This window comes from Catellatospora methionotrophica (assembly GCF_011297335.1).
Classification (GTDB): Bacteria; Actinomycetota; Actinomycetes; order Mycobacteriales; family Micromonosporaceae; genus Catellatospora; species Catellatospora methionotrophica.
Genome location: NZ_JAAOTJ010000003.1, coordinates 1 through 24,447 on the forward strand (window position 1 = coordinate 1; position 24,447 = coordinate 24,447).

The window sequence follows — 24,447 nt, forward strand, 5'->3', positions numbered from 1 at the left end:
AGGAGGATGAACAGGGGCAGGATGGCGACGGCGAAGGGGAACATGAGGCCGATGGCGAACAGGGTGAAGATGAGTTCGCGGCCTGCGAAGGCGAAGCGGGCGAAGATGTAGGCGGCCATGGCGGAGGCGGTGACGACGACGGCTGCGGTGGCTAGTGCGATGAGGGTGCTGTTGGCGAGTTGTCGCCAGAAGACGGTGTCGGCGAGGATGCTGGTGTAGTTGTCGGGTTGCCAGGGGTCGGGCCAGCCGAGGGGGTTGGTGGACAGTTGGCCGTTGTCTTTGAAGCCGCCGAGCACGCCGAACCCGACGGGCACCACGATCAGCGCACCGATGGCGATGGACACGAGGTGCAGCACGGCGCGCCGGGCGCGCGCTGCCGGATTGTCGGTGGTGGTCATCGCTGCACTCCCCGGGTGGTGATCGCGCCCTCGATGTCGCGGCGCAGCACGAATCGCTGGTAGAACAGGGCGAAGACGAAGCTCAGCACGAACATGACGATGCTGATCGCGCTGGCGTAGCCGACTTCGAAGCGGCGGAAGCCGCGGTCGAACATGGTGACGGCCATGGTCTCGGAGGCGTGGATGGGTCCGCCGCCGGTGAGGACCCAGACCATGTCGAACAGCTGGATGCTGCCGATGACCGACAGGAACACGCTGATCCGGATCGTCGGACCGAGCAGCGGCAGCGTCACGTGCCGGAACACCTGCCAGGCGCTGGCGCCGTCGGTGGTGGCGGCCTCGCTGAGTTCGGCCGGGATGCCCTGGCGACCGGCCAGATAAAGGATCATGTGGAAGCCGAAGTACTTCCACGAGATGACCAGGAACAGGGCGAACAGCACCGTGTCCGGGTCGGCGAAGATCGCTCCGGCGTCGGCGCCCAGCCACTGCGACAGCGTGTCGCCCAGGCCCCGGTTCGGCGAGAACACGAGGGTGAACAGCACGGCGGTGGTGACCTCGGACAGCACGTACGGGGCGAAGAAGATGACGCGGTAGACGCTGCGGCCCTTGAGCTTCTGGTTGAGCAGCATCGCCAGGCCCAGCGACACCGGCAGCTGGATCAGCAGCGACATGCCGATGAGCACGAACGCCCGCCACAGGTCGCCGAGGAATGTGGGGTCACCGAAGGCGCGGGTGAAGTTGTCGACGCCGACGAAGTTCTCCGGCAGGCCGAAGCCGTTCCACTTGTACAGGCTGGCATAGCCCGCGACCACGATCGGGGTGATCACCAGCAGCCCGAACAGCACCAGTGCCGGGGCCAGGAACAGCGCGATGGTGCCCAGGCGGCGGCGCGGCCGGAGCCGGGTCCGGCGGCCACGCTGCTGCGCGGCCGCCGGATCCGCCGCCAAGAGCTCGGTCGCCGCGTCGCCGGTGCGCGGGCCGGTGATCGTCGATGGCGTCATCGTGCCTGCTCCACTCGTTTCTCGTACGCGGTTACGGGTTCTTGGTCGATGAACATCGCTACTGGCTCTTCGCGACCTTGGTGATGTCCTTGACGATCTGCTCCGGGGTCTTGGAACCGGCGATCAGCTCGGCGACGCTGTCGTTGACCTGCTGACCCACCGCCGGCGGGTAGGCCTGGTCCAGGAACAGCTGGAACCCGGTGGCCGAGGCGAGGCTCGCGGCCACGACCTTGCTGTTGGGGTCCTTGATCGCGTCCGCGGCGTCCTTGACCGTCGGCAGCACCGCACCCGTCGCCGCCGACTTACGCTGATTCGCCGCGTCCAGCAGCACCTTCAGGAAATCGGTCGTCGACGCCGGAGCGTCCTTACCGACCACGAACCCGTTACCACCACCGAACGCCTCCGCCACGGTCCCCTTGCCACCGTCGACCGCCGGGAACGCGAAGTAACCCAGCTTGTCCCCCAGGCCCTTCTTACTCGTCGACGACGACGCCTGCACCGACGGAGCCCACTGCCCCATCAGCTCCAGCGCCGCACCACCATTGCCCATCGTCGCGGCCTGACCATCCGGCGACCCGTACTCCGCCCCCAGGAAACCCTTCTGGAACGGCTGCAGATCCACCAACTCCTTCAACCGCTGACCAGCCGCGATGAAATCCGGCGTATCGAAGTTGTTGTCCTTGGCAGCCTGCTGAAGCGCTCCCAGACCACCGATGCGCATAGCCAGATACGCCCAGTAGAAGTGCCCCGGCCACTTCTCCTTGCCCGCCAGGGCCATGGGGACGATGCCCTTGCCCTTGATGGTGCTGACGGTGGTGAGCAGTTCCGCCCACGTGGTCGGCGTCGCGGTGACACCGGCCTTGACGAAAAGGTCCTTGTTGTACCAGAACCCGACCATGCCCACGTCGAACGGCACCCCGTAGATCTTCCCGTCGATCGTGAACGGCTGCACCGACGCGGGCAGCAGACTGCCGATCCACGGCTGCACATCGGCCGTGATGTCCTTGACCAGACCGGCGTCCACCTGCTGCTTGAGCACGCCACCGCCCCAGGACTGGAACAGGTCCGGCGGCGAACCGGCCTGCGTGGCCGTGGTCAGCTTGGCCTTGAACGCCTCGTTCTCCAAAGGCTGGATCACGACCTTGACGTTCGGATGCGCGGTCTCGTACTCCTTCGCGATCGCCGCCCAGACCGGCAGCATCGGCTCCGTGTTCTGAATGTGCCACCAGTTGATGGTCTGCGGACCATCCGGTGTGCTCGGTTCGTCGCTGCCGCAGGCGCTGAGCAGGTATGCGCCCGCGCCGGCGCCCGCGATGCCGAGCAGCGTTCGGCGGGAGAGGTGCGCTGTCATGTGCCATCCCTTCGAGGACTTACCAGGTGCTCGGATGCCGATCGGGTCGGCGGGAGGTGCGGAAACACGGCTCCGAAACTTTCAGTACGCAGCCGGTATTTTCAGTTGATGGCGGGCACGTTACGACGTGGGCGCACACGGGGTCAAGGGGCTGTCTTATCTCGACTCGAACCGCTACGGTGGGCGGGATTTCTGAACCATCGGTCCGATAATTCTCGGAACGGTGCCGGAAGACAGGTCAGTGCCACCCCGAACACAAGGAGCCGAACATGTCGACCGAGATCGCAGACGTGGCCACCGCCGCCCGGTCGATCCGCAACCCCGTCCTGACCGGATTCCACCCCGACCCCTCGATCCTGCGCGTCGAAGACGACTACTACCTGGCCACCTCCACCTTCGAGTGGTACCCCGGCGTCCGCGTCCACCACTCCCGCGACCTCATCCACTGGCGAGCCCTCGGCGGCATCGTCACCGAACGACGACTACTCGACCTACGCGGCTGCGGCGACTCCAACGGCATCTGGGCACCCGACCTCACCTGGCACGACGGCCATTACCACCTCGTCTACAGCGACGTCGCCAGCTTCGCCAGCGGCTACTGGGACCCCCAGAACTACCTCACCACCGCACCCGACATCACCGGCCCCTGGTCAGACCCGGTGGCCCTGCACTCGCACGGCTTCGACGCGTCGCTGTTCCACGACGACGACGGCACGACCTGGCTGCTGGCGATGAGCGCCGACTGGCGGCCGGGGCGCGACCGGTTCGGCGGCATCGAGATCCAGCGCTACGACCGGGCCAAACGGGAGCTGGTCGGCAACGCGCAGATCATCTTCACCGGCACCGCGGCGGGACTGACCGAGGGCCCGCACCTGTACCGCCACGACGGCTGGTACTGGCTGGTCACCGCCGAGGGCGGCACCAGCTGGGAACACCAGGTCACCGTCGCCCGGTCCCGCAACCTGCACGGGCCGTACGAGGTCGATCCGATCGGGCCGCTGCTGACCTCGGCCGGGCGTCCCGACCTGGCGCTGCAGAAGGCCGGGCACGGCAGCTTCGTCCGCACCCAGCACGGCGACTGGTACCTCGCCCACCTGGCCGCCCGGCCCTACACCCCGCTGGGCAACTGCGTACTCGGCCGGGAGACCGCGATCCAGAAGGTCGACTGGACACCCGGCGGCTGGCCCAGCATCCCCGGCGGCATCCCCGCCGACGAGATCGCCGCCCCCGGCCTGACCCCGCACGCCTGGCCCGCCGAACCCGCGACCGACCACTTCGACGCGCCCCAGCTGTCCACCTCGTGGTCGACCCTGCGCCGCCCGGCCGGCCCCGCATGGATCGACCTGCGCTCCCGGCCCTCGCACCTGCGCATCCGCGGCGGGCAGTCACCGGTCGGCAAGCAGACCCCCAGCCTCGTCGCCCGCCGCGTCGGCGCGACCCGCTGCGCCCTGGAGACCGTCGTCGAGTTCGACCCCGCCGACCACCGCCACCTCGCCGGGATCACCGCCTACTACAACACCCTCAACTGGCACTACCTCTACCTGACCAGGGCCGACGACGGACGCCCGGTGCTGGAACTGCTCAGCTCCGACAGCGGGCGGCGCACCGCCCACCCGGCCCTCACCGTCGACGTCAGCGCCGCGGGCCGGGTCGGCCTGCGCGCGGAGTTCGACGGGCCCGCGGTGCGCTTCGGTTACGACCTGGGCGACGGCTGGCGGCAGCTGCCTGTCGACCTGGACGCGACCATCCTGTCCGACGAACACGCCGCGCTGATCATCGACGGCGAACCCGCCGCGTGGGGCTTCACCGGCGCGTTCCTCGGCCTGTGGGTGCAGGACCTCGGCAACGACGGCGTACACGCCGACTACGACCACGCCACCTACCTCGAGTACTGACCATCCCGTCGACTCCGGTCGACGCCCACCATGGAAGGACGCTCATGAGAATCAAACGGTGGATCGCCACCGGCGCCGTCGCCATCGCGACCGTCGGGGCGCTCAACACCCTGCCCGCCTCGGCCGGCCGCCCGTACAACCCGGCCGATCAGAGCCTGCGCAACCTCGGCCTACGCCACGACCTGTACATCGGCACCGCCGTCGACATGGCGGCCCTGAACGACGCCGCCGACCCGCGCTACCGCGAGCTCGTAGCCTCGCAGTTCTCGACGGTGACCGCAGAGAACGTGATGAAGTGGGAGAGCTTGGAGCCCACCCGCGGCACCTACGACTGGGCGCCGGCCGACGAGCTGCTCGCCTTCGCCCAGCAGAACAACCAGCGGGTACGCGGCCACGTGCTGGTCTGGCAGAACCAGCTGCCCGGCTGGCTCACCACCGGCGTCGAGGACGGCTCGATCAGCACCGAGCAGCTGCGCGACATCCTGCGCAACCACATCACCACCGTGGTCAAGCACTTCAAGGGCCGGATCTGGCAGTGGGACGTCGTCAACGAGGCCGTCAGCGACCCCTGGGACAGCCCGTCGACCCTGCACTACAAGGGTTTCTGGGCGCAGCACCTGGGCCCGGACTACATCGCCGACGCGTTCCGCTGGGCGCGCGCGGCCGACCCGAAGGCGCTGCTGTTCTACAACGACTACAACATCGAGGCGTTCGGCTCCGGTGACCCCGCCGACGACAAGACCCAGTTCGTGTACGACATGGCCAAGAACCTGCTCGCGCAGCGGGTGCCGATCGACGGGGTGGGCAGCCAGGGCCACCTGGGCACCCAGTACGGCAACTACGACACCCTGCAAGTCGCCGCGGCGTTGAAGAAGTTCGCGGGCCTGGGACTGGCGACCGCGTTCACCGAGGTCGACGTGCGCAGCCAGCTGACCGAGGCGGTGCGGAACGGGGACTCCAACGAGATCAATCCCCGGCTGCAGGCGTCGGCGGCCAACTACAGCGTGCTGCTGCAGGCCTGCCTGGCCGACCGGCACTGCCTGTCGTTCACGGTCTGGGGCTTCACCGACAAGCACTCCTGGGTGCCGGACTGGTTCGGCAACGAGGGCATGGCCAACATCTACGACGAGAACTACCAGCCCAAGCGCGCGTACCACCTGATGAAGGCGGACCTGATCTACGCCGGCCCGCCGTATGTGCTGCCGCGCATCGCGCAGAAGCCGCGCAGGTAGCCCGACGGGGGCGAGGCCCTGCGGTCTGGTTCTCCAGACCGCAGGGCCTCGGCGGGTCCGGGTGGATGGGACCGGGCGGCGCGACGCGGGCGGGCGGCCCTACACCGCCCGCCGCCGTCGTGTCCTCGCGCCGCCCGGCGACGCCGGGCCCCTCGGAACGGACCGGCTCTGCGGCCATGCCGCCGGCCTGCCGCCCCGGTCGCGCCCGGAGACACCCCGGCGCAACCCCGTGCGGTCGCCACCGCCGGTCACGGCGCCTCCTCCAACGCGCCGGGACAGCGGTGAACGGCCGACACGCTGGCCACAGCATTCGCAGTATTTTGCGCGGCACCGATCGACGTCAATGACTTTCGGAAAGTATCGGCGGCCGGTGGCCCCACCGACGCCGTCGCCCCGCCTCGCTCGACCGTCTCCGGAAGCCATTGACGGCCCGGAGCGGCCTGGCGAGAATGGAGCGGCGTCCCGAATCGTTTACACCACACGGCCGAATGGTTTCTGATCCGCGTGAGCGCCGCCATCATCGACACCGCACACGGCGACGGCGACGTCGTCAGTCTCACCTTCGACGACGGGCCCAACCCGGCCGACACTCCGGCTCTGCTCGACGTGCTGCGCCGCCACGACGTCACGGCCGTGTTCTGCCTCCAGGGCGACCAGGCCGAACAGCACCCCGAGCTGGTACGCCGCATCGCCGCCGCCGGGCACACGCTGTGCAACCACGGCATGCACCACGACGACATGAGCTCCTGGACACCCGAACAGATCGCCGCCGACCTCCGCGAGACCAGCGCCGCCATCCGCCGCGCTCTGCCGGGTGCCCGCATTCCGTACTTCCGTGCACCGTATGGCGCCTGGGGCGGCAGCCCGGCCGTGGCGGAGGCACTAGGCATGCGGCCACTGGGCTGGCGGCTGGCCGTCGCCGACTGGGAGACCCCCGGCACCGGTGAACTGGTGCGCCGCCTGCGGGCGGGCATCACGCCCGGCGCGGTGGTGCTCCTGCACGACGGCGGCGGCGACCGCAGCCAGACCGTCGACGCCGTCGACCTCGTCATCGCGTCCTTGAAGGCCCGCCGCTGGCGCTTCACCCAACCCCGGCCCGACTGGCCGCAAGCCCCGGCCTGAGCCGGGATCACGCTGCGGCGACCGCCTTGTTCCGGTCCAGCCACTGGCGGTGTGAGGCGCTCAGTCCCTGCTCGGCCGCGGCGACCACCGCCGCGTCCAGCGGTTCGGCGAGCAGTTCGTCGGTGCGCTGCCGTAGCCCGACAGCGAGCAGCCGTCCCGCGCCGGTGAGGGCGCCGGATGCCTCGACCGCGCCGAGTCCCCGGTCGACCTGCAGGCGTGCTTCGGCGAACCGTGAACTGGCCAGTGCGGTGAGGCTGTCCTCGGCGCGCAGCGCGCGCCAGGCGTCGGCGACGCCGACGAAGGCGTAGACGCCCTGTAGGAGCCCGGCGAGCGGGCGCGGGTCGGTGCGCCACGGCGCGAAGTAGCGGCGGGTGTCGGCCGGGTCGGTCAGCGGGGTGATGTCGAGCAGGCCGCTGAGTTTCGAGTGCTGGAACTCGTGCACCATCGTGACGGCGAGGTCCGCCGCCGATGCGGGGCGGGTGAGGCCGAACGCGCCGAAGGCGTGCCGGACGGTGGCGCTGCGGGCCGAGTGCGGATCGGTCTGCGCCAGCGGCACCAGCACCCGCAGCCCGGCGGCGAGTTCGGCGGCACGTCCGGGCAGGTGCCGGGCGAGCATCGTCCAGGCCTGGGCGAACACGGCCTGCCACTGGGCGACTTCGGCGTCGTCGAGGCGGTTGGCGGGCGGCGCGTGGTGGCCGTGGCGGTAGGGGTCGACGTCGTCGAGGGCTACCCCGGGCGCGTCGGGGGCGGTGAGCCGCCGGACGGGCTGCCATCCGGGCAGGTCGTCGCCCTGCCACCGGGGCTCGCCGTCGCGCAGGTCCGCGGGAATCCGGAACGGGTCGCCGCCCGCGGTGACGGAAAGGCGGCCGTCGTCGGCGGTGAGCCGCGCGGCGGTGGCGTCACCGACGGACAGCGCCCCCAGGCCGGGTACGGACAGCACGCCGTCGCGTACCGGCACCGGCAGGTCGGCCGGCACGCCCGCGGCGGCGGCGGCGACGGCGGCGAGGCCGCACAGTTGGCTGAAGTCGGCGGCGGCCGCGACGCCGCGTTCGGCGGCGCGCACGGTGATGCCGGTCCAGGAGCCGACCAGCGGTGCGCTCAGCACCTCGGCGAACCGGTCCGGGGCGGCCCGGCGGGCGCGTTCGAGGGTGTCGGCGATGGTGTCGCGTTCGGCGGTGCCGCCGGGCCAGTGGCGCAGCAGGTGGCCGATGAGCAGGAGATGGCGGCTGAGCTGCGCGGCCCGGAGTGCGGTCACGGCCTGAGGGCCGCCGTCCCCGCGGGCGAGCGCGGCGAACGGTGCGGGGCCGAGTTCGTGGTAGGTCGTCAAGGCTTCTCCGGGGCGGCGGCGCGGCGCAGGTCGGCGGCGACGCGGGCGGACACGTGGTCGATGAGCCGTCTCAGGTCCTCGCAGTACACCGACGGGTGGCGAAAACCGGTGCCGGGCCGGTAGCGGTGGGCGTAGTGGCCGCCGCCGCAGACGGGTACGACCGGGCAGGACAGGCAGGTGGCGGATAGGGCGCGCAGGCCGAGCTGGCGGGCGATGACGCCGGGGTCGGCGAGGGCCGCGTCGAGTTCGTCGTGGCGTACGTCCAGGCCGGTGGCCGCGGCGCCCGGGTAGGCGGATTTGAGCGCGTCGACCTGTTCGAGGGCGCCGTCGGACTCGACGACCAGCATTCCGGCGGGGCTGAGCCCGACCTGTTCGGAGCTGCCTGCGCCGCCGAGCAGCAGGGCGAGGATGTCGTCGAACAGCCGGATGCGGACCGGTTCGCGGCGGCCGTACCAGTGGTCGAAGACGGCGATCAGCCAGTCGGCGTAGGGGGTCGTGCCGGGTCGGGCGTGCGGTGGCGGTGCGCTGGTGTTGGCGTGCGGGAGCAGGAAGTCGATCGTCGGCGGTGTGAAGGCCGACAGTGCCTCGAAGGTGCCGACGGGGTCGGTGTCGGGCGACACGGTGGTGAGGATCCCCGCGTAGACGGACCGGTTCGCGGGTTCGCGCAGCAGGTCCAGGGCGCGGGCGACGGCGGCGTGGCTGCCTCGCCCGGCGTGGGTGCGGCGGTGCCGGTCGTGGTCGGCTTCGGTGCCGTCGACGCTGACCCCGACGGCGATGTCCAGCTCGCGCAGGCGGGTGACGACGGGGCGGGTCAGCAGCACGCCGTTGGTCTGCATGCCGACCAGGGTGCGGGTGGCGGGCGGCATCCGGGCCCGCAGGCGGCCGACGAGCCGTTCGATGCGGTCGAGACCGCACAGCAGGGGTTCGCCGCCGTGCAGGATCACCCGGACGTGACTCAGGTGGTGGGTTTCGGCGTGCCGGGCCAGGTTGTCGGCGGCGGCCTGCCAGACGTGGTCGGGCATGACCGCCGGGCGGTCGCGCCAGCTCTGGTCGCTCGACTCGTAGACGTAGCAGTAGTCGCAGGCGAGGTTGCACCGTTGATGGATTTTGAGGATCAGGTCGCGGACCGGGGTGGGCCGCCAGCCGGCGGCGTGCAGCCGCTGCGGGTCGAGCTCGGCGTACGGCCACGCTGCCGCCGCCTGCTGCGCCTGCCGCAGGGCCATCGTGCTGCCGCCGGCCGACGGCATGGTCACGAAGTGAACGACTGGAACGCCGAGATGATCCCGTCGGGGTCGTCGAGCGCGCCGATCACGCGGCGGGCCGCTCGGGCCAGTGCGTCGTCACCGCCCTGGATCACTTCTAGAACAGGACGGTCGGCCAGGTCCACCAGCGGCGCCCACGTGACTGCCGCCCCTGACGTGTTTGCAGCGTCCACCATTGCTCCCCATCACTGCGCTACGGTGGGCGGCCGGTCGGCGACATTCGGGTGCTTGGCAGCGCGCCCTGGAATCCCAAGATAGAGCCCGGAAGGGCGCTGAACTGTGCCAATCTTCCTGTTTGACAAAAATTGGCGATCATCGACTCAGGTCCGCGTCCTATCTGGACGCGTTCGGCGCGCACGCGACCGTCAGGGGCTGTTCGCCCGCGCGTGCCTCCACCGCGCCTGGAACTCGGCGACCAGCACGGCCTCGTCCAGCGGGGCACGCGAGCGCCTGTTGAGCTCGACGATGATCGAGTGGTATTTCGGCCAGGACAGCAGGTAGGCGCCCCGCAGTGCGGCCCGGTAGGTCTCGTGTGAGACGACCTCCAGCGAGCGGTCCCGGTAGATGCTGGTGCTGACCACCCGCCCCGACGGGCATCCGGCGTTGAGGTAGAGCTCGTGCAGAGCGTCCACCAGGTCACGGAAGGGTCCCGGCGGGACGGTGTCCAGGCCAGGTCTGCTGATGTGCACTGGGCGGCTCCGCACGGATGATGGCAGGGAGGTCGGACGGCGAAGACGCCGACGGTGGTGACACACCGTGGCGCCTCGTCACCTCCCGTGAGCATATCGATGGAAAGAAGCTTTATCCATCGACATCCATCCCTGGCCTCGGCATCCGGCGGGCTCAGTTGCCCGCGCTCCGGCGGCGCTCGCGCTCGTCGCGCAGGATCTGCCTGGCCTCGTCACGGCTGAGCCCGAGCTCGGACAGCAGTTGCCGCTGCGGGATGAGCAGCAACGCACCGATGCCGACGCCCACCGCCGTGCCGCACGCCGGTGACAGCGTCACCTCATTGACGATGAGCAGGGCCAGCACCCCGACCATCGCCACCGCGAACACCCACAGCGAGATCTTCAGATTGCGGTGCGAGCGCACCAGCCGCTCGAGATCCCGGGAACTCAGCTTGCGCATGGTCACCGAACCCTTCCCTATCGTGGACCGGCCTCATGCCGTCGCGGGGAAGCTAACCGGCAGGGCCCGCCGCCCGCTGCGGCAACTGCCGCGCAGTGCCCGCGCTCGGCCTGCTCGGCAGGGGTGGTGCGGTTCTCGGCCGGTTCCCCGGTGCGGGCCGCTCCGGCGATCGGCGCGGGGCCCGACCGTCCACATCGGTACGCCTAGAATCAGGTCGACGTCGGACACGGGAGGTCGCGGACCACGATGGCGCAACTGTCGCAGGACCCCGACGGCGCGCCCCGGACCGCGTTCACCGCCGCCCTCGCGCAGCTGCGCGGTCGCCTGCCCGACGTCTCCGACGAGGTGCTGGCCCGGCGGGCGAGCCTGACCGCGCTGCCGTCCGGGCGGCGGGTCGCCGTCAATGCGCGACGGCTCGGCGAATGGCTCCACGGCCGCTCGGTGCCCCGCGACTTCGAGCAGGTGCACGCGCTCGTGCAGGCCGTCGAGACGGCCGCGGGCGGGTCGGCCACGAGCCAGTCGCTGCAACGGTGGCGCCAGCTGTGGCGGGCCGCGCAGGAGCAGCGCACCGCCGTACGCACCACCCCGGCCGCCGGTGCCGAGCTGGTGGTCGGCCGTGCCCCCAGCGACGCCGCGTCACTGCGCCAACGCCCGGAGCTGGCCGGGGCGATCGATGACGCGCTGCGCGACCCCGCGGTGCGCCAGGTGCTGCTGACCGGACCGGGCGGGTCGGGCAAGTCGCAGCTCGCGGCTGCGGCGTTCCACCGGGCGCGCGGCGGCGGGGGCCTGTTCGCTTGGGTGTCGGCGTCGTCGCGGCAGTCGCTGCTGGCCGGATACGCCCGGGTCTGGCGGGCGGTCGCGGGCGGTGTCCTGGACGCCCCCGCCGCGCCGGGCGGGCGTCCGGCGCACCCGGACGGCTACGGCCACGACGAGGAGACCCAGGCAGATCTGCTGGTCGCGTGGCTGCGGTCCACGCCGCAGCGGTGGCTGGTGGTGCTCGACGACGCCGACGACCCGGCCGACCTGGACGGGCTGTGGCCGATGGGCGAGCACGGCCGCACCACTGTGACGACCCGCCGCCGCGACGCGCTGGTGCTGCGCCCCGCCGCACGGGTCGTGCAGGTGGGTATGTTCACCGGCCCGGAATCGGTGGACTACCTGCGCAACCGCCTGTCGCTGGACCCCTCGGCCGGACGCGGCCAGCCCCCGCCCGACGGCGAACTGGCCGAGCTGGCGGCGGCGCTGGGGCACTTCCCGCTCGCCCTGTCACAGGCCGCGGCGTTCCTCATCGACACCGGCACGGACGTGGCGGCATACCGGCGGCTGCTCGACGACGAACGCGAACGGCTCGCCGACCTGTTCCCTCCGTCGTCACCGGCCGACGGTCACGACCGTACGGTGGCCAGCACCTGGCAGCTGGCCGCGCAGCGGGCCGCGGCGCTGGCCAAGCCCGGCACCGCCCAGCGGATGCTGGAGCTGGTGTCGCTGCTGGCCCCGGTGGGCGTGCCGCAGGACCTGCTGCTGACCGGCGCGGCCCGGACGTGGGTCGGCGCGCAACGCCGGGAGGCGCTGGCCGCGCTGCGGGCCCTGCACCGGCTCAGCCTGCTCACCCACGACGCGCCGACGGTGGCCATGCACGCGCTGGTGCAGCGCGCGGTGCGGGAAGCCGTCCCGGAGTCCGAGCTGCCCGCGCTGGCCCGCACCGCCGCGGACGCGCTGGACGAGGCCTGGGCGACCCCGGACCCCGCCCTGCCGGTGGCCGCGCTCTACGACAGCCTGCTGGCGCTGCGGCGGGCGGCCGGTGAACACCTGTGGCGCCCCGGTATGCATCCGGTGCTGCGGCGGCTCGCCGAACACCTGATGGCCGTGGGCCGGACCGGCGCGGCCCGCGACACCGCGGGAGAGCTGCTCGAACAGGCCCGCGAACGGCTCGGCGGCGAGCACCGCGACGTGATCTTCCTGGCGGCGCAGCAGGCCCAGGCCGTCGGCGAGCTCGGCGACCCCGCCACGGCCCACGCCGCACTGGCGGTCCTGCGGCGTGACGCCGAGCGGCTGCTCGGCGCGGACGATCCGGACACCCTGTGGATACGCCAGCGCGAGGCGCTGCAGCCGTTCGAGCTGGGCGCACCCGCCACGGCCCTGGCGGAGATGGTGCCGCTGCACGCGCGGGCCGCGGCCGTGCTCGGCGACGACCATCCGCTGACACTGTCGACCCGGCGGTACGTGGCGCTGTGCCGGGGCATGTCGGGTGATCCCGCCGGAGCCAGGCAGTGGTTCACGGCCCTGGCCGACGAGCTGGCGCAGCAGCGCGGCCCGGCCCATCCGGACACCCTCAGCACGCTGTCGGACCTGGGACGGTGGATCGGCGAGACCGGTGACGCCGACGGGGCCGTCGACACCTACCAGCGTGCGATGCTGGGACTGGCCGCGGTGCACGGGCCGCTGCACCACGACACGCTGACCGCCCGGCACAACCTGGCCTACTGGCGCGGCCTGGCCGGGCAGCCGACGGCGGCCGTCGAGGAGTTCAGCGTGGCCACCCAGGACGCCGAACGGGCCCTGGGGCCGCGGCACCCGACGACGCTGACGTTCCGCACCAACCTGGCCTACTGGACCGGGCTGGCCGACGATCCGGCCGCGGGCATGGCGGCCCTGGCGGAGCTGCAGATCGTCGTCGAGCAGGTGTTCGGGCACACCCACCCCCGGGCGTTGCGCACCCGGCAACTGCACGCGCAGCTGCGCCACCGCGGCGGCGACGCGGCGGGCGCGGTCGGCGAACTGACCGGCGTACTGACCGACATGCGGGCCGTACAGGGCGACGGCCACCTGCGCACCGTCGAGGTCGCACAGCTGCTCGCCACGTGGACGTCGGCACCGGACCCGGTGGGGTGAGCACCCGCCCGGCGTTGACCAGGTGCGGCCGACCGGCCACAGTGGAGGCGTGCACCGTGCCCTCCACGCGCTGACCGTGGCCGCGTACCTGACGCTGGTCGCCGGGGTCGCCGTGGCCGAACCTCCGGTCACCATGCCGCACCATCCGGTCGCCGCGATCGTGCTCGGCGCGGTCTACGCCGGGGCGGCCACGGCAGGTTTCGCCCGGATCCGCAGTGTGTCGCGGCGGGGGCCGCGCGTCGCGTACGTCGTGGCGCAGCTGGTGTCGGGTTATGCGGTGTTCGTGGCGTCGGGCGCGTCGGTGGGCGCCATCCTGCTGCTGCTGGTGCTGGTGAGCCAGAGCGTGCTGCTGCTGCCCTCGCGCGGAGCGCTGCTGGTCGTCGGCCTGGTCCCGTTCGCGCACCTGGGCATGGCGTGGCGGCCCGGGCTACGGGAGGGCCTGGGCATGCTCGCCGCGGCCGCGTTCGCCGCGGTGCTGACCCGTCTGATCGTGCGCGAGCAGCTCGCCCGCCAGGAGCTGACCCGCGCCCACGAGCAGCTTCGCGAGTACGCGCTGCAGGTCGAGCGGCTGGCGGTGGCGCAGGAGCGCAACCGGGTCGCCCGTGACATCCACGACGGGCTCGGGCACTCGCTTACCGTGGTGCAGATGCAGGTCAAGGCGGCCCGGGCGGTGCTGGGCACCGATCCGGGCCGGGCCGACGCCGTGCTCGCCAAGGCGCAGGAACAGGCGGAGGAGGCACTGGCCGAGGTACGCCGGTCGGTGGGCGCGATGCGTGACCCGCGCGCCCAGGCGCCGCTGGCCGAGGCGCTGCGCGAGCTGGCCGAGCAGGCCTCGGCGTCGGGGGTGCCGACCAGCCTCGACATCGCCGGACAGGCCCGCCCGCTGCTGACCGCGGCGCAGGAGTCGCTGTACCGGGCAGCCCAGGAGGGCCTGACCAACGTGCGCAAACACGCCGGGGCGACCCGGGCCGCACTCGTGCTCGACTACACGGCGGGGGCCGCCGTGCGGCTGGAGGTCCGCGACGACGGCACGGGACTGCCCGCCGAGATCACCGACCTGGCCGGATACGGCCTGCTGGGGGTACGCGAACGGGCCGCGCACGCCGGTGGCCGGATGAGTATCGCGTCGGTGCCCGGTCAGGGCGCGACGCTGAGCGTCGAGGTGCCCGGGTGAGGCCGGTGCGGGTGCTGCTCGCCGACGACCAGGCCCTGTTCCGCGAGGCCCTGGCCGTGCTGCTCGGCGTGCGCGACGACATCGTGGTGGTCGGTGAGGCCGGTGACGGCGCGCAGGCCCTGGACCGCGCCGCCGCGCTGCGGCCCGACGTGGTGCTGATGGATCTGCGGATGCCGGTCCTGGACGGGGTCGCCGCGACCCGGCGGATGCGGGCCGAGCACCCCGCGGTGCGGGTCATCGCGCTGACGACGTTCGACGACGACGAGGACGTGTTCGCCGCGCTGCGCGCCGGGGCGCTGGGGTATCTGCTCAAGGACGTGTCGTCGGCGCGGCTGGTGGAGGCGATCCTCGCCGCCGCCCGCGACGAGGCGGTCCTGCAGCCGTCGGTGGCGGCGAAGGTCGTCGCGCGGTTCGCGCGGCTGCCCGCCGAGCAGCCGCCCGCCCGGCCGCAGCCGCTGCTGGTGCCGCTGTCCGAACGGGAGCTGGACGTGCTGCGCCTGCTCGCCGACGGCCGCTCCAACCGGGAGATCGCAGCCGCGCTGTTCCTGGCCGAGGGCACCGTCAAGAACCACGTCAGCGGGGTCCTGGCCAAACTCGACGCCCGCGACCGCACCCAGGCGGCGCTGCGGGCCCGCGCGCTCGGACTGCTCTGATTTCCGCCCCGGTCGTGCCGAGGCGTGACCCCGCCCATGACTTCCGGCACCTGTGGGCGCGGCCCCGGCTGGTCCAGGATGGCTCCCATGACGACTTCGACGCCCGACTCGACCGCCGCCGAGCACCCGCCCGCACGGTCGGCCACCCGCAAGAACCTGCGTTTCGCCCTGCACTATGCCGAGATGGTCGTCGCCATGCTCGTCGGGATGTTCGCGCTGGGCCCGCTGTGGTCGCTGGCCTGGCCCGGCCTGGCCGACCTGGCGGTGCCCAGCGCACTGGTGATGGCCACGAACATGACCGTGGGCATGGCGTTGTGGATGCGGCTGCGCAAGCACCGCTGGGCGCCCATCGCCGAGATGTCCGCAGCGATGTTCGCGCCGTTCCTGCTGCTGCTGGTGCCGTACGCGTTCGGTGTGCTCTCCGGGCACGGGCTGATGATGGGCGGCCACCTGCTGATGTTTCCCGCGATGCTGGCCGCGATGCTGTGGCGCCACCACGAGTACCGGCACTGAGCACGGACCGCCCGGTCCGCCGTCACCCGCACAGGGTGTCGGCGGACCGGGCGGTGGTGTCACTGGACGCCGAGGTTGCCGTTGTCCAGCGTCACCACACCCGACTCGTACGGCGTGCCCGTGCCGGTGATGCGCAGCGAGAACGTGTCGTGGCCCTTGCCCGGGTTGCCGCCGTCGAACAGCGTGGCGCGCAGCGTGGCGGGGCTGCCGCCGAACCGGCCCGTGGCCTGGAAGACCGCCCGGTCACCGACCACGACGAGCCAGGTGACGGTGTCGACGTCGAAGCGCTGCGCCGCGCGGTCGACGCGGACCGAACCGCTGGGTACGCCGCCCTGGTACCGGATCGAGGAGGTCATCCGCAGGTCGGTGCCCGCCCGGTCGTCGCCGCGGCCGGTGCCGGACACGCGGCCCGCCGGGTTGAACAGGACCAGCTCGGCGTCGACGGGCGGCCCGGTGAAGTACGCGCCGGTGAGGTCGGCGCGCAGCGCCCAGATGTCGGCCGGGGCCGCCGTCAGTGACACCTCCGCCCGTCCGGCGGCGTCGAACACCACGTCGTAGGAGCGGCTGCCGCTGGTCAGCGTCGGCGACAGGCTCAGGTGGGCGCCGGCCCGGCTGAGGTCGGCCGGATACCCGTCGGCCTCCTGGGTGGCCTGCAGTGTCAGCTTCGCACCGGTCCCCGCCGCTTGAACCAGGCCGGTCACGGTGAAGGTGAGGTTCTCCCGCTCGACGGTGAGTGTCGTGTCGGTGGCCGCCGCCTCGTACAGCCCGTCCGCCGGGGTGCGGGCCAGCACCGGGTAGTCGCCCGGGGCCCGGTCGGCGAGCCAGGTGGCCCTGGCTACGCCGTCGGCGCCGGTCGTCGCGGTGAGCGTCTGGCCGGCGACGGTGAAGTCGACCTGCCTGCCGGCAACGGGCGTGCCGGTGATGCCGTCGCGGACGACCGCCGACAGGGCCGCCGGGTCCGAGTGGTCGACGGAGGCGTCGCCGGTGTAGGAGATGTCCAGCGGCCTCTTGCGCACGTCGACGAGGAACTGGTAGTCGGTCCGGATGTCGGTGTCGGTGGTGCTGGTCCCCCGCGCGAACAGCGAGTGCTGGCCGACCCGTTCCCCGGCCGGGACGGTGACCTTGATGGTCGCCGTGGCCTGCTGCCCCGCCGCGAGCGTCATCCGCTGCGTGGTGGCCGTCCAGGTCGAGGGCACCAGTTCGGTGAAGTCGAAGGTGTCGGTCTCCTCGCCGGTGTTGCGCACCGTGAACGACAGGTCGGTGGGCGTGCCCATGGTCAGCGTCGGCCGCGGGGCGTTGCCGCGGGCGTCGGCCGGGTCGACGAGCACACCGGGGCCCCGGACGTCGAGGTAGACCTGGGACCACCAGGTGTCGGCCGGGCCACCGGCGAAGAACGGCTTGCCGATGGCACGCACGGCGACCTTCGCGGGGGTGCCGTCGGCCCACGGCCGGTCCATGGTGCGCTGCGGCGTACGGGAGTCGCTCGGGTCCCACGCGTCGATGTCGCTGCCGCCGTCGCAGGCCACCGAAGTCTCGGCGGGGTCCTCGTCGACGCGGCCGTCCCCGTCGTTGTCGATGCTGTCGACGGGGTCCTCGTCGGTGCGGCCGTCGACGTCCTCGTCGACACAGCCCGGGGTGCGCACCCCGTCGGGGCGCATCAGTTCGACGCCGCGTACGTGCTCCTGGGTGCTGCGCACGTTGCGCTCGTCGATGCGGAACACGACGACGCCGCTGTCCGGGACGCTCTGGTCGTAGGTGCCCGCCCGGGGTGTGCGGGCCTCGATGAGGAAGTAGTCCTCGGTGCCGCGCTCAGGGTCGTAGATCAGGTAGGTGGTGGCGATGCTGAGGTCAGAGACGGTGACGTAGCGGTCGGCGGTGACCACGACCGGTTTCTGCCCGCCGAGGTGCATCTTCGTCCACTGGTTCGGCTCGTACCACAGCTCACCTCCGGCGCAGGTGGGTCCGGCGAGGTCCCAGCTGCCGACGCCGAAGCCGTAGTGGTCGTACAGGTCGTACAGCTGGTGGCCGAGTTCGTGGGCGAGGGTGATGCGGTTGGTCGCGGTGCCGCTGTCGGCGGTGCGGAAGCCGATGGTCTTGCCGTCGAGCTTGCCGCCGGCGGCGACCTCGCGGGTCTGCCCGCAGTTGTCGGTGCCGGGCCGGGACGTGAAGATCGTGGCCACGCCGAGTTCGGTGTCCTCGACGGTGCCGTCGCGGTCGGTGTCGTAGCGCGCGAAGTCGACGAACGGGTCGGCGAGGTCGATCATCCTGCGCCGCCGCTGCGCCGGGTCCATCGCGATGCCCGGCCCGGACGCGCCCAGGTCGACCACGACGACGCCGTTGTCCGCGTCGCCGAAGGACTCGATGGCGGGCACCAGCACCCCGAGGTCGTGCTGGAGGTAGTAGTCGGCGACGTTGCCGAAGGTGAACAGCGGGAAGTACTTCGCCTCGATGTCGGCCTCGGTGACGTTGGTCAGGTCGTTGAACGTGGCGTATACCACCAGCAGCGGGATCAGCGTGTCGCCGCGGTCGTGGAACAGCGGGGCGTGCGGGCTGGCCGGGTGGCTGAAGTCCGGCAGCGGGAACGGGTACCCGGGCCCGGCGGCATGGGCGGGCGGGGCGAACGGCAGCAGCCCGGCCAGCAGCGCGAGCACCGTCGCCAGCGCGCCGAGCAGGCGCACGCGCAGCCTCGCGGGGAGGCGGACGGTGCGGATCCTGGTGGGATCCGGTTCGGACAGGGGTGATGCGGATGCGGCCATGACGGCTCCTCAGCGCAACGGACACCGGCGGCTTCAGCGGTGTGGACATCACTACGATCCGGCCGCGGCGCGCGGTCGCAACGGATTCCTCCACAACGTGACAGACAGATATCTGCACGTCGGAGGGGAAGCACAAAGCTTACGTACCGGACAAGAAGGGACGTCAATGTGCGCTGCCGAGTGGTGCCCGAACGGCTTCCACGGAAAGGGTCGCCGTATCGGCGGACGGAGCGGGACCGCCTGCTCGCGGTCCCGCTCCGTCCGATGTCGCCGGTGGTGTGCCGGACTCAAGCCAGGCGCAGCACCGCCGCGCCGCGCGGTGCCAGCGGCAGCTCCCCGTCCGGCCCGCGGGTTCCGACGAGCGCCTCGCCGGGCAGGCCGGTGACGGTCGTCGGCTGGTCGGTGCGGTTGACCAGGAACGCGAAACGTTCCCGTCCCCGGTGGCGCACGGTCAGCTCGACCGCGCCGCGTGCCTCGGCCGGCAGTTCGCTCGTCACGCCCGCGGCCTCGGCCAGCCCGGCCAGGATCGCGGTGACGCCCTGCGCGCCGAGCCGGGTCGACACGTAGGCGGCTGAGCCTGCGCCGACGGCGCGTCGGGTGACGGCAGGGTGCCCGGCGTGCTCGCCGCCGGCATAGCGTGACAGCACGGCCACGTCGGACCCGGTGACCTGGACCCGTTCGGTCCACAGGGTCGCGGCCAGGTCGCCGTCGACGGTCACGGATTCCGTGTCGAGCAGCGGCGCGAACTCCTCGACGCGTACGCCGAGCAGGTCGCGCAGCGCGCCGGGGTGCCCGCCGAGCCAGACGTGGTCGTGCTCGTCGACGATGCCGGAGAAGTACGTCGTGACCAGGTGCCCGCCGGACTCGGCGTAGGCCTGCAGCTCCTTGGCGGCCGGTGCGCTGACCATGTGCAGCATCGGCGCGACGACCAGGGAGTATCCGTCCAGTGCCGTGCCCAGCGGGACGACGTCGGCGCGGATGCCGAGGTTCAGCAACGCGGTGTACCAGTCCAGCGCCTCCTGGCGGTAGCGCAGCCGGTCGGTCGGGTGGGAGTCGGCCTCGGCGGCCCACCACGAGTCCCAGTGGAAGACGATCGCGGCGGGTGCCTGCTCGCGGGTCGTCCCGGCGACCGGGGCCAGGTCGCGCAGTGTCGCGCCGAGGGCGCCGGCGGCCCGGAACACGTCGCTGTCTTCTCCGGCGTGCGGGACCATCGCCGAGTGGTACTTCTCCGCGCCGGCCGCGGACTGCCGCCACTGGAAGAAGCAGACCGCGTCGGCGCCGTGCGCGACGTGGGTGAGCGAGTCGCGGGCAAGTTCGCCGGGCTTCTTGGCGACGTTGACCGGCTGCCAGTTGACGGCGCTGGTGGAGTGCTCCATGAGGAACCACGGGCGGCCCCCGGCGATGTTGCCGGTCAGGTTCGCCGAGAACGACAGCTCGTCGAACGCCTGCGGGCCGGGCTCGACGTAGTGGTCGTTGGACACGAAGTCGATGTCGGCGGCCCAGGCGGCGTAGTCCATGCCCTTGGTGCCACCCATGATCATGAAGTTGGTGGTGACGGGCACGTCCGGGGTGTGCCGGTGCAGGATGTCGCGTTCGGCCCGCAGGTGCTGGCGCAGCGCGTCGGAGGAGAAGCGCTTGAAGTCCAGCTGCTGGGTCGGGTTGGGGTGGGTCGCGGCGAGCCGGGGCGGCAGGATCTGCGCCCAGTCGCTGTACTCCTGCGACCAGAACGCGGTGCCCCAGGCGTGGTTGAGCGCGTCCAGGGTGGCGTAGCGGTCGCGCAGCCAGTCGCGGAAGGCACGCGCGGCGTCGTCGGAGTAGTCGTAGACGTTGTGGCAGCCCAGCTCGTTGGACACGTGCCAGGCCGTGAGCGCCGGGTGGTCGGCGTAGCGGGCGGCCATCTTGTCGACCAGGGCCAGGGCGTGCTCGCGGAAGATCGGGGAGGTGGGTCGCCAGTGCTGGCGTCCGCCGGGCCAGACCGTCTCGCCGCGGGCGTTGACCGGCAGGATCTCCGGGTGCTTGGCGGTGAGCCACGGCGGCGGCGACGCGGTGGCGGTGGCCAGGTCGACGGCGATGCCGTTGTCGTAGAGCAGGCCCATGACCTCGTCGAGCCAGCCGAAGCGCCAGGTGTCCTCGGCGGGCTGCAGCTTCGCCCAGGAGAAGATGGCGAGCGAGACGATGTTGACGCCGGCTTCGCGCATGAGGCGTACGTCGTCGCGCCACACCTCCCGCGGCCACTGCTCGGGGTTGTAGTCGGCGCCGTAGGCGAGGCCGGGTGCCACGTTGTCGGGCCGGCGCAGCCACTGCGGGCGGGCGGGAGGGGTCACGGGGTCGCTCCTTGCGAGGTGGTGCGAGAGGGCCGCGCCGCGGACGGTCGGGGTGGTCCGTCCGCGGCGCGGGGTACGTCGCGGGCGGGGTCGTGTCCCGTCCGCGGCGCGGGCCACGGTCAGCCGACCGTGAAACCCTGGTCCTTGCCGTACTTGGCGGACGCGTCCTGCCAGGCCTTGAGCCCGTCGGTCAGCGGCTTGTCCGTCACGTACGCCTGTCCGACGGTGTCGTTGAAGATGCTGTTGGCGTACACCTGGAAGGGCAGGTACGACCAGCCGGGAACGACGTCGGCGGCCGACTTGGCGAAGATCTCGTTGGCCTTCTGCCCGCCGAAGTAGCCGAACTCCTTGCCCAGGAACTCGGCGGACTTCAGCTCGGCGGTGGTGGCCGGGAACGCCCCGTTGTCGACGCGGATCTTCACGCCCTCACCGGCGGTGGCGTACTTGAGGAACGCGTAGGCGAGGGCGTTGTTCGGGCCGGCCTTCGGGATCGCCAGCGAGCTGCCGCCGTTCTCGGCCGCGGCGCTGGCCCCGGCGGTCCACTGCGGCATGGGCGCGACACGCCACTTGCCCTTGGCACCGGGCACGCCGGACTCCAGGTTGGCGGGCATCCACGCGCCGATGACCAGGGTGGCGATGCTGCCGTCGCCCAGGCCCTTGTACCAGCCGTCGCTCCACGAGCCGACGGGTGCGACGAGCTTGTCGCTGAGCAGCTTCTGCCAGGTGCCGGCGAACTTGGCCGAGCCCTCGTCGGCCAGGTTGATCTTCACGTTGGTGCCGTCGACGGCGAACGGCTTACCGCCGGCCTGCCAGATGAGGCTGGTGGTGAAGCCCGCGTCACCGGTGTCGTTGGTGATGTAGGCCTTCGGGTCGGCGGCGTGCAGCTTCTTGGCCGCGGCGGCGTACTCGTCCCAGGTGGTCGGCACTTCGATCTTGTGCTTGTCGAAGACCTCCTTGTTGTAGAACAGCGCCATCGGGCCGGAGTCCATCGGCAGGCCGAAGGTGCCGCCGCCGGTCTTGACCGACGACCACGGGCCGGGGGTGAAGGTGCCGTCGAGCTCGCCCGCGCCGAACGCGGTCAGGTCGGTCAGCGACTTGCCGAGGGCGAACTGGGGCAGGGCGTAGTACTCGATCTGCGCGACGTCGGGCACGCCCGAACCGGCGGCGACGGCGTTCTGCAGCGCGGTGTACTGGTCGTTGCCGGTGCCGGCGTTGACCAGGTTCACCTTGACCTTGGGGTACTTGGCCTCGAACGCGGCGACGGCCTGCTTGAGGGTCGGCTCCCAGGCCCAGACGGTGATCGAGCCGCCCTTGTCGAGCGCGGCCTGCACCTGGTCTGCCGAGACCGGGGTGGTGGTGTCGCCGCTGTCGTCGGAGCCGCAGGCGGCCAGGGCCGCGGTGGTGATCGCGGCCGTGGCGAGCGCCGCTGTGCGCAGGAACGCGCGTCGGTTGGTGAACATCGGTGTCCTCTCAAACGGGGGTGTTGCGCCTTGCGTGAGCGGTGAGGTCGGTGGGTCAGTCCTTGACGCCGCCGGCGGCCAGGCCGGACTGCCAGTAGCGCTGCAGGAACAGGAACGCGGCCAGCAGCGGCAGGATGGTCAGCAGCGAGCCGGTGATGACCAGGTGGAAGATGGCCTGCCCGCCGGCGGTGGCGGCCTGGTCGTTCCACGCGTTGAGGCCCAGGGTCAGCGGGTACCAGTCCGGGTCCTTGAGCATGATCAGCGGCAGGAAGTAGTTGTTCCACGTGGCGACCATGGTGAACAGCGCGACGGTGACGATGCCGGGGGCCAGCAGCGGCATGCAGATGCGTACGAAGGTGCGCAGCTCGCCCGCGCCGTCGACGCGGGCGGCTTCCAGCAGTTCGCCGGGGATGGCGCTGGCCGCGAAGGTCCACATGAGGTAGAGCCCGAACGGCGAGATCAGCGACGGGATGATCACGGCCCAGGGCGTGTTGGTGAGCCCGAGCTTGGAGAACATCAGGAAGGTCGGCACGGCCAGGGCGGTTCCAGGGACCGCGACCGCGCCGATGACGACGGCGAACACGCCGCGTTTGCCGGGGAAGTCGAACTTCGCCAGGGCGTAGCCGCCCAGGGTGGCCAGCGCGGTCGCGCCGCCCGCGCCCAGCACGACGTAGAGCAGGGTGTTGAGCAGCCACCGGACGAACACGCCGTTGTCGTAGGTGAGCGTGTCGTGGATGTTGCGCAACAACGCGAAGTCGCCGTCGAACCACAGCCCGAACGAGGTGAACAGGCCTTCCTGGGTCTTGCTGGCGTTGATGACCAGCCATACCAGCGGCACCAGGCTGTAGATCAGCATGAGCGCGGTGAGCGCGGTCAGCAGCGGGCTGCGTCTGGTCTGCTTGGCGCGCAGCGAGCGGCGGGGGCTCGTCATCTACCTGTCCTTCCGCGTGCCACGCAGCTGGACGGCGTAGGCGACGATCATGGTGAGGATGCCCATGACGATGGCGACGGTCGCGGAGTAGTTGTACTGCTGGCCGGAGAACGACAGCGAGTACGCGTACATGTTCGGGGTGAAGTACGTGGTGATCGCGTTGGGCGCGAGACTCTGCAGGATGCTGGGCTCGTTGAACAGCTGGAAGCTGCCGATGATCGAGAAGATCGTGGCGATGAGCAGCGCGCCCCGGATCGCCGGGAGCTTGATCGCCCTGATGACCTGGAACTGGCTCGCGCCGTCGAGTTCGGCGGCCTCGTACAGCGACTTCGGCACGACCTGCAGCGCGCTGTAGAAGATCAGCATGTTGTAGCCGACGAACTCCCAGGTGACGATGTTGCCGATGGAGGCCAGCACCAGGTCCGGGGACAGCGGGTCGGGCAGTGAGATGCCGAACGTGTCGTTGATGTTGCCGACCAGGCCGAAGCGGGAGCCGTACATGAAGCCCCACATGAGCGTGGCGACCACGGCGGGCACGGCGTAGGGCATGAACACCGCGACCCGGAAGAAGGCTTTGCCGTACAGCCGGCCGCTGTCGATGGCCAGGGCGATCAGCAGCGCCAGGATCAGCATGATCGGCACCTGTACGAGCAGGAACAGCGTCACCCGCCAGGTCGCCGACCAGAACTGCGGGTCGGTGAAGACCTGCTGGTAGTTCTCCAGCCCGACGAAGCTCGTGCCGCCGATCAGCCGGGTCCGGAACACGCTCAGGTAGATCGCGTAGGCGATGGGTGCGACGAAGACGAACGCGAACACCGTCATGAACGGGCCGACGAACGCCCAGCCGGTCCAGGAGCGGCGGCGGCGCGCCGGTCTGGGAGCGGTCTGGCCGGTGCGTGTGATGGTCGGAGGGGCAAGCACCGTCATGTCTCCTCCTTCCGACAGATCTCAAGAATGGCTGGTCAGGCCAGATGTTTACGCAAACATAGCGCTCACGTCACAGGCGTCCACATCTGCACAAAATGAGA

19 protein-coding genes and 1 pseudogene are annotated in these 24,447 nt (G+C 71.4%); 7 read left to right on the forward strand and 13 right to left on the reverse strand.

The features are described from left to right. From HAV40_RS10760 to HAV40_RS10770, 3 genes and pseudogenes are all read right to left on the reverse strand, one after another. A pseudogene (locus HAV40_RS10760) lies at positions 1–398 on the reverse strand (carbohydrate ABC transporter permease); the annotation flags it as partial. Further along, positions 395–1,399 carry a carbohydrate ABC transporter permease gene (locus tag HAV40_RS10765; RefSeq protein ID WP_166380803.1) on the reverse strand — a complete coding sequence of 335 codons (1,005 nt, stop codon included), beginning with the start codon at positions 1,397–1,399 and terminating at the stop codon, positions 395–397. The gene HAV40_RS10765 and the pseudogene HAV40_RS10760, both read right to left, overlap by 4 nt. A gap of 58 nt (positions 1,400–1,457) precedes the next feature. Then, a complete protein-coding gene (locus HAV40_RS10770; protein WP_166380804.1) occupies positions 1,458–2,750 on the reverse strand; it encodes an extracellular solute-binding protein in 1,293 nt (430 codons plus the stop codon). Positions 2,751–3,019: 269 nt separating this feature from the next. Between HAV40_RS10770 and HAV40_RS10775 the strand changes: the two genes are divergently transcribed. From HAV40_RS10775 to HAV40_RS10785, 3 genes are all read left to right on the forward strand, one after another. Next, positions 3,020–4,645, forward strand: a complete 1,626-nt coding sequence (locus HAV40_RS10775; protein WP_166380805.1) for a glycoside hydrolase family 43 protein — start codon at positions 3,020–3,022, stop codon at positions 4,643–4,645. A 44-nt stretch (positions 4,646–4,689) separates the two neighbouring features. Further along, complete coding sequence (locus HAV40_RS10780; protein ID WP_166380806.1) at positions 4,690–5,877, forward strand: endo-1,4-beta-xylanase; 1,188 nt, start codon at positions 4,690–4,692, stop codon at positions 5,875–5,877. 504 nt (positions 5,878–6,381) lie between these two features. Continuing rightward, positions 6,382–6,999, forward strand: coding sequence for a polysaccharide deacetylase family protein (locus HAV40_RS10785; RefSeq protein WP_239086778.1), 618 nt, complete (start codon positions 6,382–6,384; stop codon positions 6,997–6,999). A 7-nt stretch (positions 7,000–7,006) separates the two neighbouring features. On the opposite strand, the gene HAV40_RS10790 is transcribed toward HAV40_RS10785, so the two are convergent. From HAV40_RS10790 to HAV40_RS10810, 5 genes are all read right to left on the reverse strand, one after another. Further along, positions 7,007–8,326 (reverse strand): HEXXH motif domain-containing protein, encoded by a 1,320-nt coding sequence (locus tag HAV40_RS10790; RefSeq protein ID WP_166380807.1) that lies wholly within the window; start codon positions 8,324–8,326, stop codon positions 7,007–7,009. Further along, the gene (locus tag HAV40_RS10795) at positions 8,323–9,573 is read right to left on the reverse strand and encodes an FxsB family cyclophane-forming radical SAM/SPASM peptide maturase (protein ID WP_239086779.1); all 1,251 of its coding nucleotides are present in this window, start codon (positions 9,571–9,573) and stop codon (positions 8,323–8,325) included. Before HAV40_RS10795 ends, HAV40_RS10790 begins: the two co-directional genes overlap by 4 nt. 2 nt (positions 9,574–9,575) lie before the next feature. After that, the gene (locus HAV40_RS10800) at positions 9,576–9,713 is read right to left on the reverse strand and encodes a hypothetical protein (RefSeq protein ID WP_166380808.1); all 138 of its coding nucleotides are present in this window, start codon (positions 9,711–9,713) and stop codon (positions 9,576–9,578) included. Between the two features lie 240 nt (positions 9,714–9,953). Next, entirely contained in the window at positions 9,954–10,220 is a 267-nt protein-coding gene (locus tag HAV40_RS10805) for a hypothetical protein (protein WP_166380809.1), read from the reverse strand. A 211-nt stretch (positions 10,221–10,431) separates the two neighbouring features. Then, complete coding sequence (locus HAV40_RS10810; RefSeq protein ID WP_166380810.1) at positions 10,432–10,716, reverse strand: hypothetical protein; 285 nt, start codon at positions 10,714–10,716, stop codon at positions 10,432–10,434. Positions 10,717–10,962: 246 nt separating this feature from the next. Between HAV40_RS10810 and HAV40_RS10815 the strand changes: the two genes are divergently transcribed. From HAV40_RS10815 to HAV40_RS10830, 4 genes are all read left to right on the forward strand, one after another. Further along, the gene (locus HAV40_RS10815) at positions 10,963–13,608 is read left to right on the forward strand and encodes a tetratricopeptide repeat protein (RefSeq protein WP_166380811.1); all 2,646 of its coding nucleotides are present in this window, start codon (positions 10,963–10,965) and stop codon (positions 13,606–13,608) included. Between the two features lie 49 nt (positions 13,609–13,657). Continuing rightward, positions 13,658–14,782, forward strand: coding sequence for a sensor histidine kinase (locus tag HAV40_RS10820; protein ID WP_203671719.1), 1,125 nt, complete (start codon positions 13,658–13,660; stop codon positions 14,780–14,782). Continuing rightward, positions 14,779–15,435: a response regulator gene (locus HAV40_RS10825; RefSeq protein ID WP_166380812.1), complete on the forward strand. Its 657-nt coding sequence runs from the start codon at positions 14,779–14,781 to the stop codon at positions 15,433–15,435. The genes HAV40_RS10820 and HAV40_RS10825 overlap by 4 nt, the downstream gene beginning before the upstream one ends. An 87-nt stretch (positions 15,436–15,522) precedes the next feature. Continuing rightward, the gene (locus HAV40_RS10830) at positions 15,523–15,948 is read left to right on the forward strand and encodes a hypothetical protein (RefSeq protein WP_166380813.1); all 426 of its coding nucleotides are present in this window, start codon (positions 15,523–15,525) and stop codon (positions 15,946–15,948) included. A 59-nt stretch (positions 15,949–16,007) separates the two neighbouring features. Here the strand turns inward: HAV40_RS10830 and HAV40_RS10835 are convergent, their stop codons facing one another. The 5 genes from HAV40_RS10835 to HAV40_RS10855 all read right to left on the reverse strand — a co-directional run bounded on the left by HAV40_RS10835 (position 16,008) and on the right by HAV40_RS10855 (position 24,346). Beyond that, positions 16,008–18,704: a hypothetical protein gene (locus tag HAV40_RS10835; RefSeq protein WP_166380800.1), complete on the reverse strand. Its 2,697-nt coding sequence runs from the start codon at positions 18,702–18,704 to the stop codon at positions 16,008–16,010. Positions 18,705–18,991: 287 nt separating this feature from the next. Continuing rightward, positions 18,992–21,028 (reverse strand): beta-galactosidase, encoded by a 2,037-nt coding sequence (locus HAV40_RS10840; protein ID WP_166380814.1) that lies wholly within the window; start codon positions 21,026–21,028, stop codon positions 18,992–18,994. Positions 21,029–21,147: 119 nt separating this feature from the next. Continuing rightward, on the reverse strand, positions 21,148–22,488 hold the full coding sequence (locus tag HAV40_RS10845) for an ABC transporter substrate-binding protein (RefSeq protein ID WP_166380815.1): 1,341 nt from the start codon (positions 22,486–22,488) through the stop codon (positions 21,148–21,150). A gap of 55 nt (positions 22,489–22,543) precedes the next feature. Further along, a complete protein-coding gene (locus HAV40_RS10850) occupies positions 22,544–23,419 on the reverse strand; it encodes a carbohydrate ABC transporter permease (RefSeq protein ID WP_166380816.1) in 876 nt (291 codons plus the stop codon). Then, the gene (locus HAV40_RS10855; RefSeq protein ID WP_166380817.1) at positions 23,420–24,346 is read right to left on the reverse strand and encodes a carbohydrate ABC transporter permease; all 927 of its coding nucleotides are present in this window, start codon (positions 24,344–24,346) and stop codon (positions 23,420–23,422) included. It abuts the gene before it with no gap. Positions 24,347–24,447 lie beyond the last annotated feature (101 nt).

Bases quoted from the DNA above. Each gene is read 5' to 3' on its own strand.
- HAV40_RS10775 (WP_166380805.1), top strand. From the start codon at position 3,020: ATGTCGACCGAGATCGCAGACGTGGCCACCGCCGCCCGGTCGATCCGC.
- HAV40_RS10810 (WP_166380810.1), bottom strand. From the start codon at position 10,716: ATGCGCAAGCTGAGTTCCCGGGATCTCGAGCGGCTGGTGCGCTCGCAC.
- HAV40_RS10845 (WP_166380815.1), bottom strand. From the start codon at position 22,488: ATGTTCACCAACCGACGCGCGTTCCTGCGCACAGCGGCGCTCGCCACG.
- HAV40_RS10830 (WP_166380813.1), top strand. From the start codon at position 15,523: ATGACGACTTCGACGCCCGACTCGACCGCCGCCGAGCACCCGCCCGCA.
- HAV40_RS10765 (WP_166380803.1), bottom strand. From the start codon at position 1,399: ATGACGCCATCGACGATCACCGGCCCGCGCACCGGCGACGCGGCGACC.
- HAV40_RS10795 (WP_239086779.1), bottom strand. From the start codon at position 9,573: ATGCCGTCGGCCGGCGGCAGCACGATGGCCCTGCGGCAGGCGCAGCAG.
- HAV40_RS10780 (WP_166380806.1), top strand. From the start codon at position 4,690: ATGAGAATCAAACGGTGGATCGCCACCGGCGCCGTCGCCATCGCGACC.
- HAV40_RS10770 (WP_166380804.1), bottom strand. From the start codon at position 2,750: ATGACAGCGCACCTCTCCCGCCGAACGCTGCTCGGCATCGCGGGCGCC.
- HAV40_RS10815 (WP_166380811.1), top strand. From the start codon at position 10,963: ATGGCGCAACTGTCGCAGGACCCCGACGGCGCGCCCCGGACCGCGTTC.
- HAV40_RS10855 (WP_166380817.1), bottom strand. From the start codon at position 24,346: ATGACGGTGCTTGCCCCTCCGACCATCACACGCACCGGCCAGACCGCT.
- HAV40_RS10835 (WP_166380800.1), bottom strand. From the start codon at position 18,704: ATGGCCGCATCCGCATCACCCCTGTCCGAACCGGATCCCACCAGGATC.
- HAV40_RS10850 (WP_166380816.1), bottom strand. From the start codon at position 23,419: ATGACGAGCCCCCGCCGCTCGCTGCGCGCCAAGCAGACCAGACGCAGC.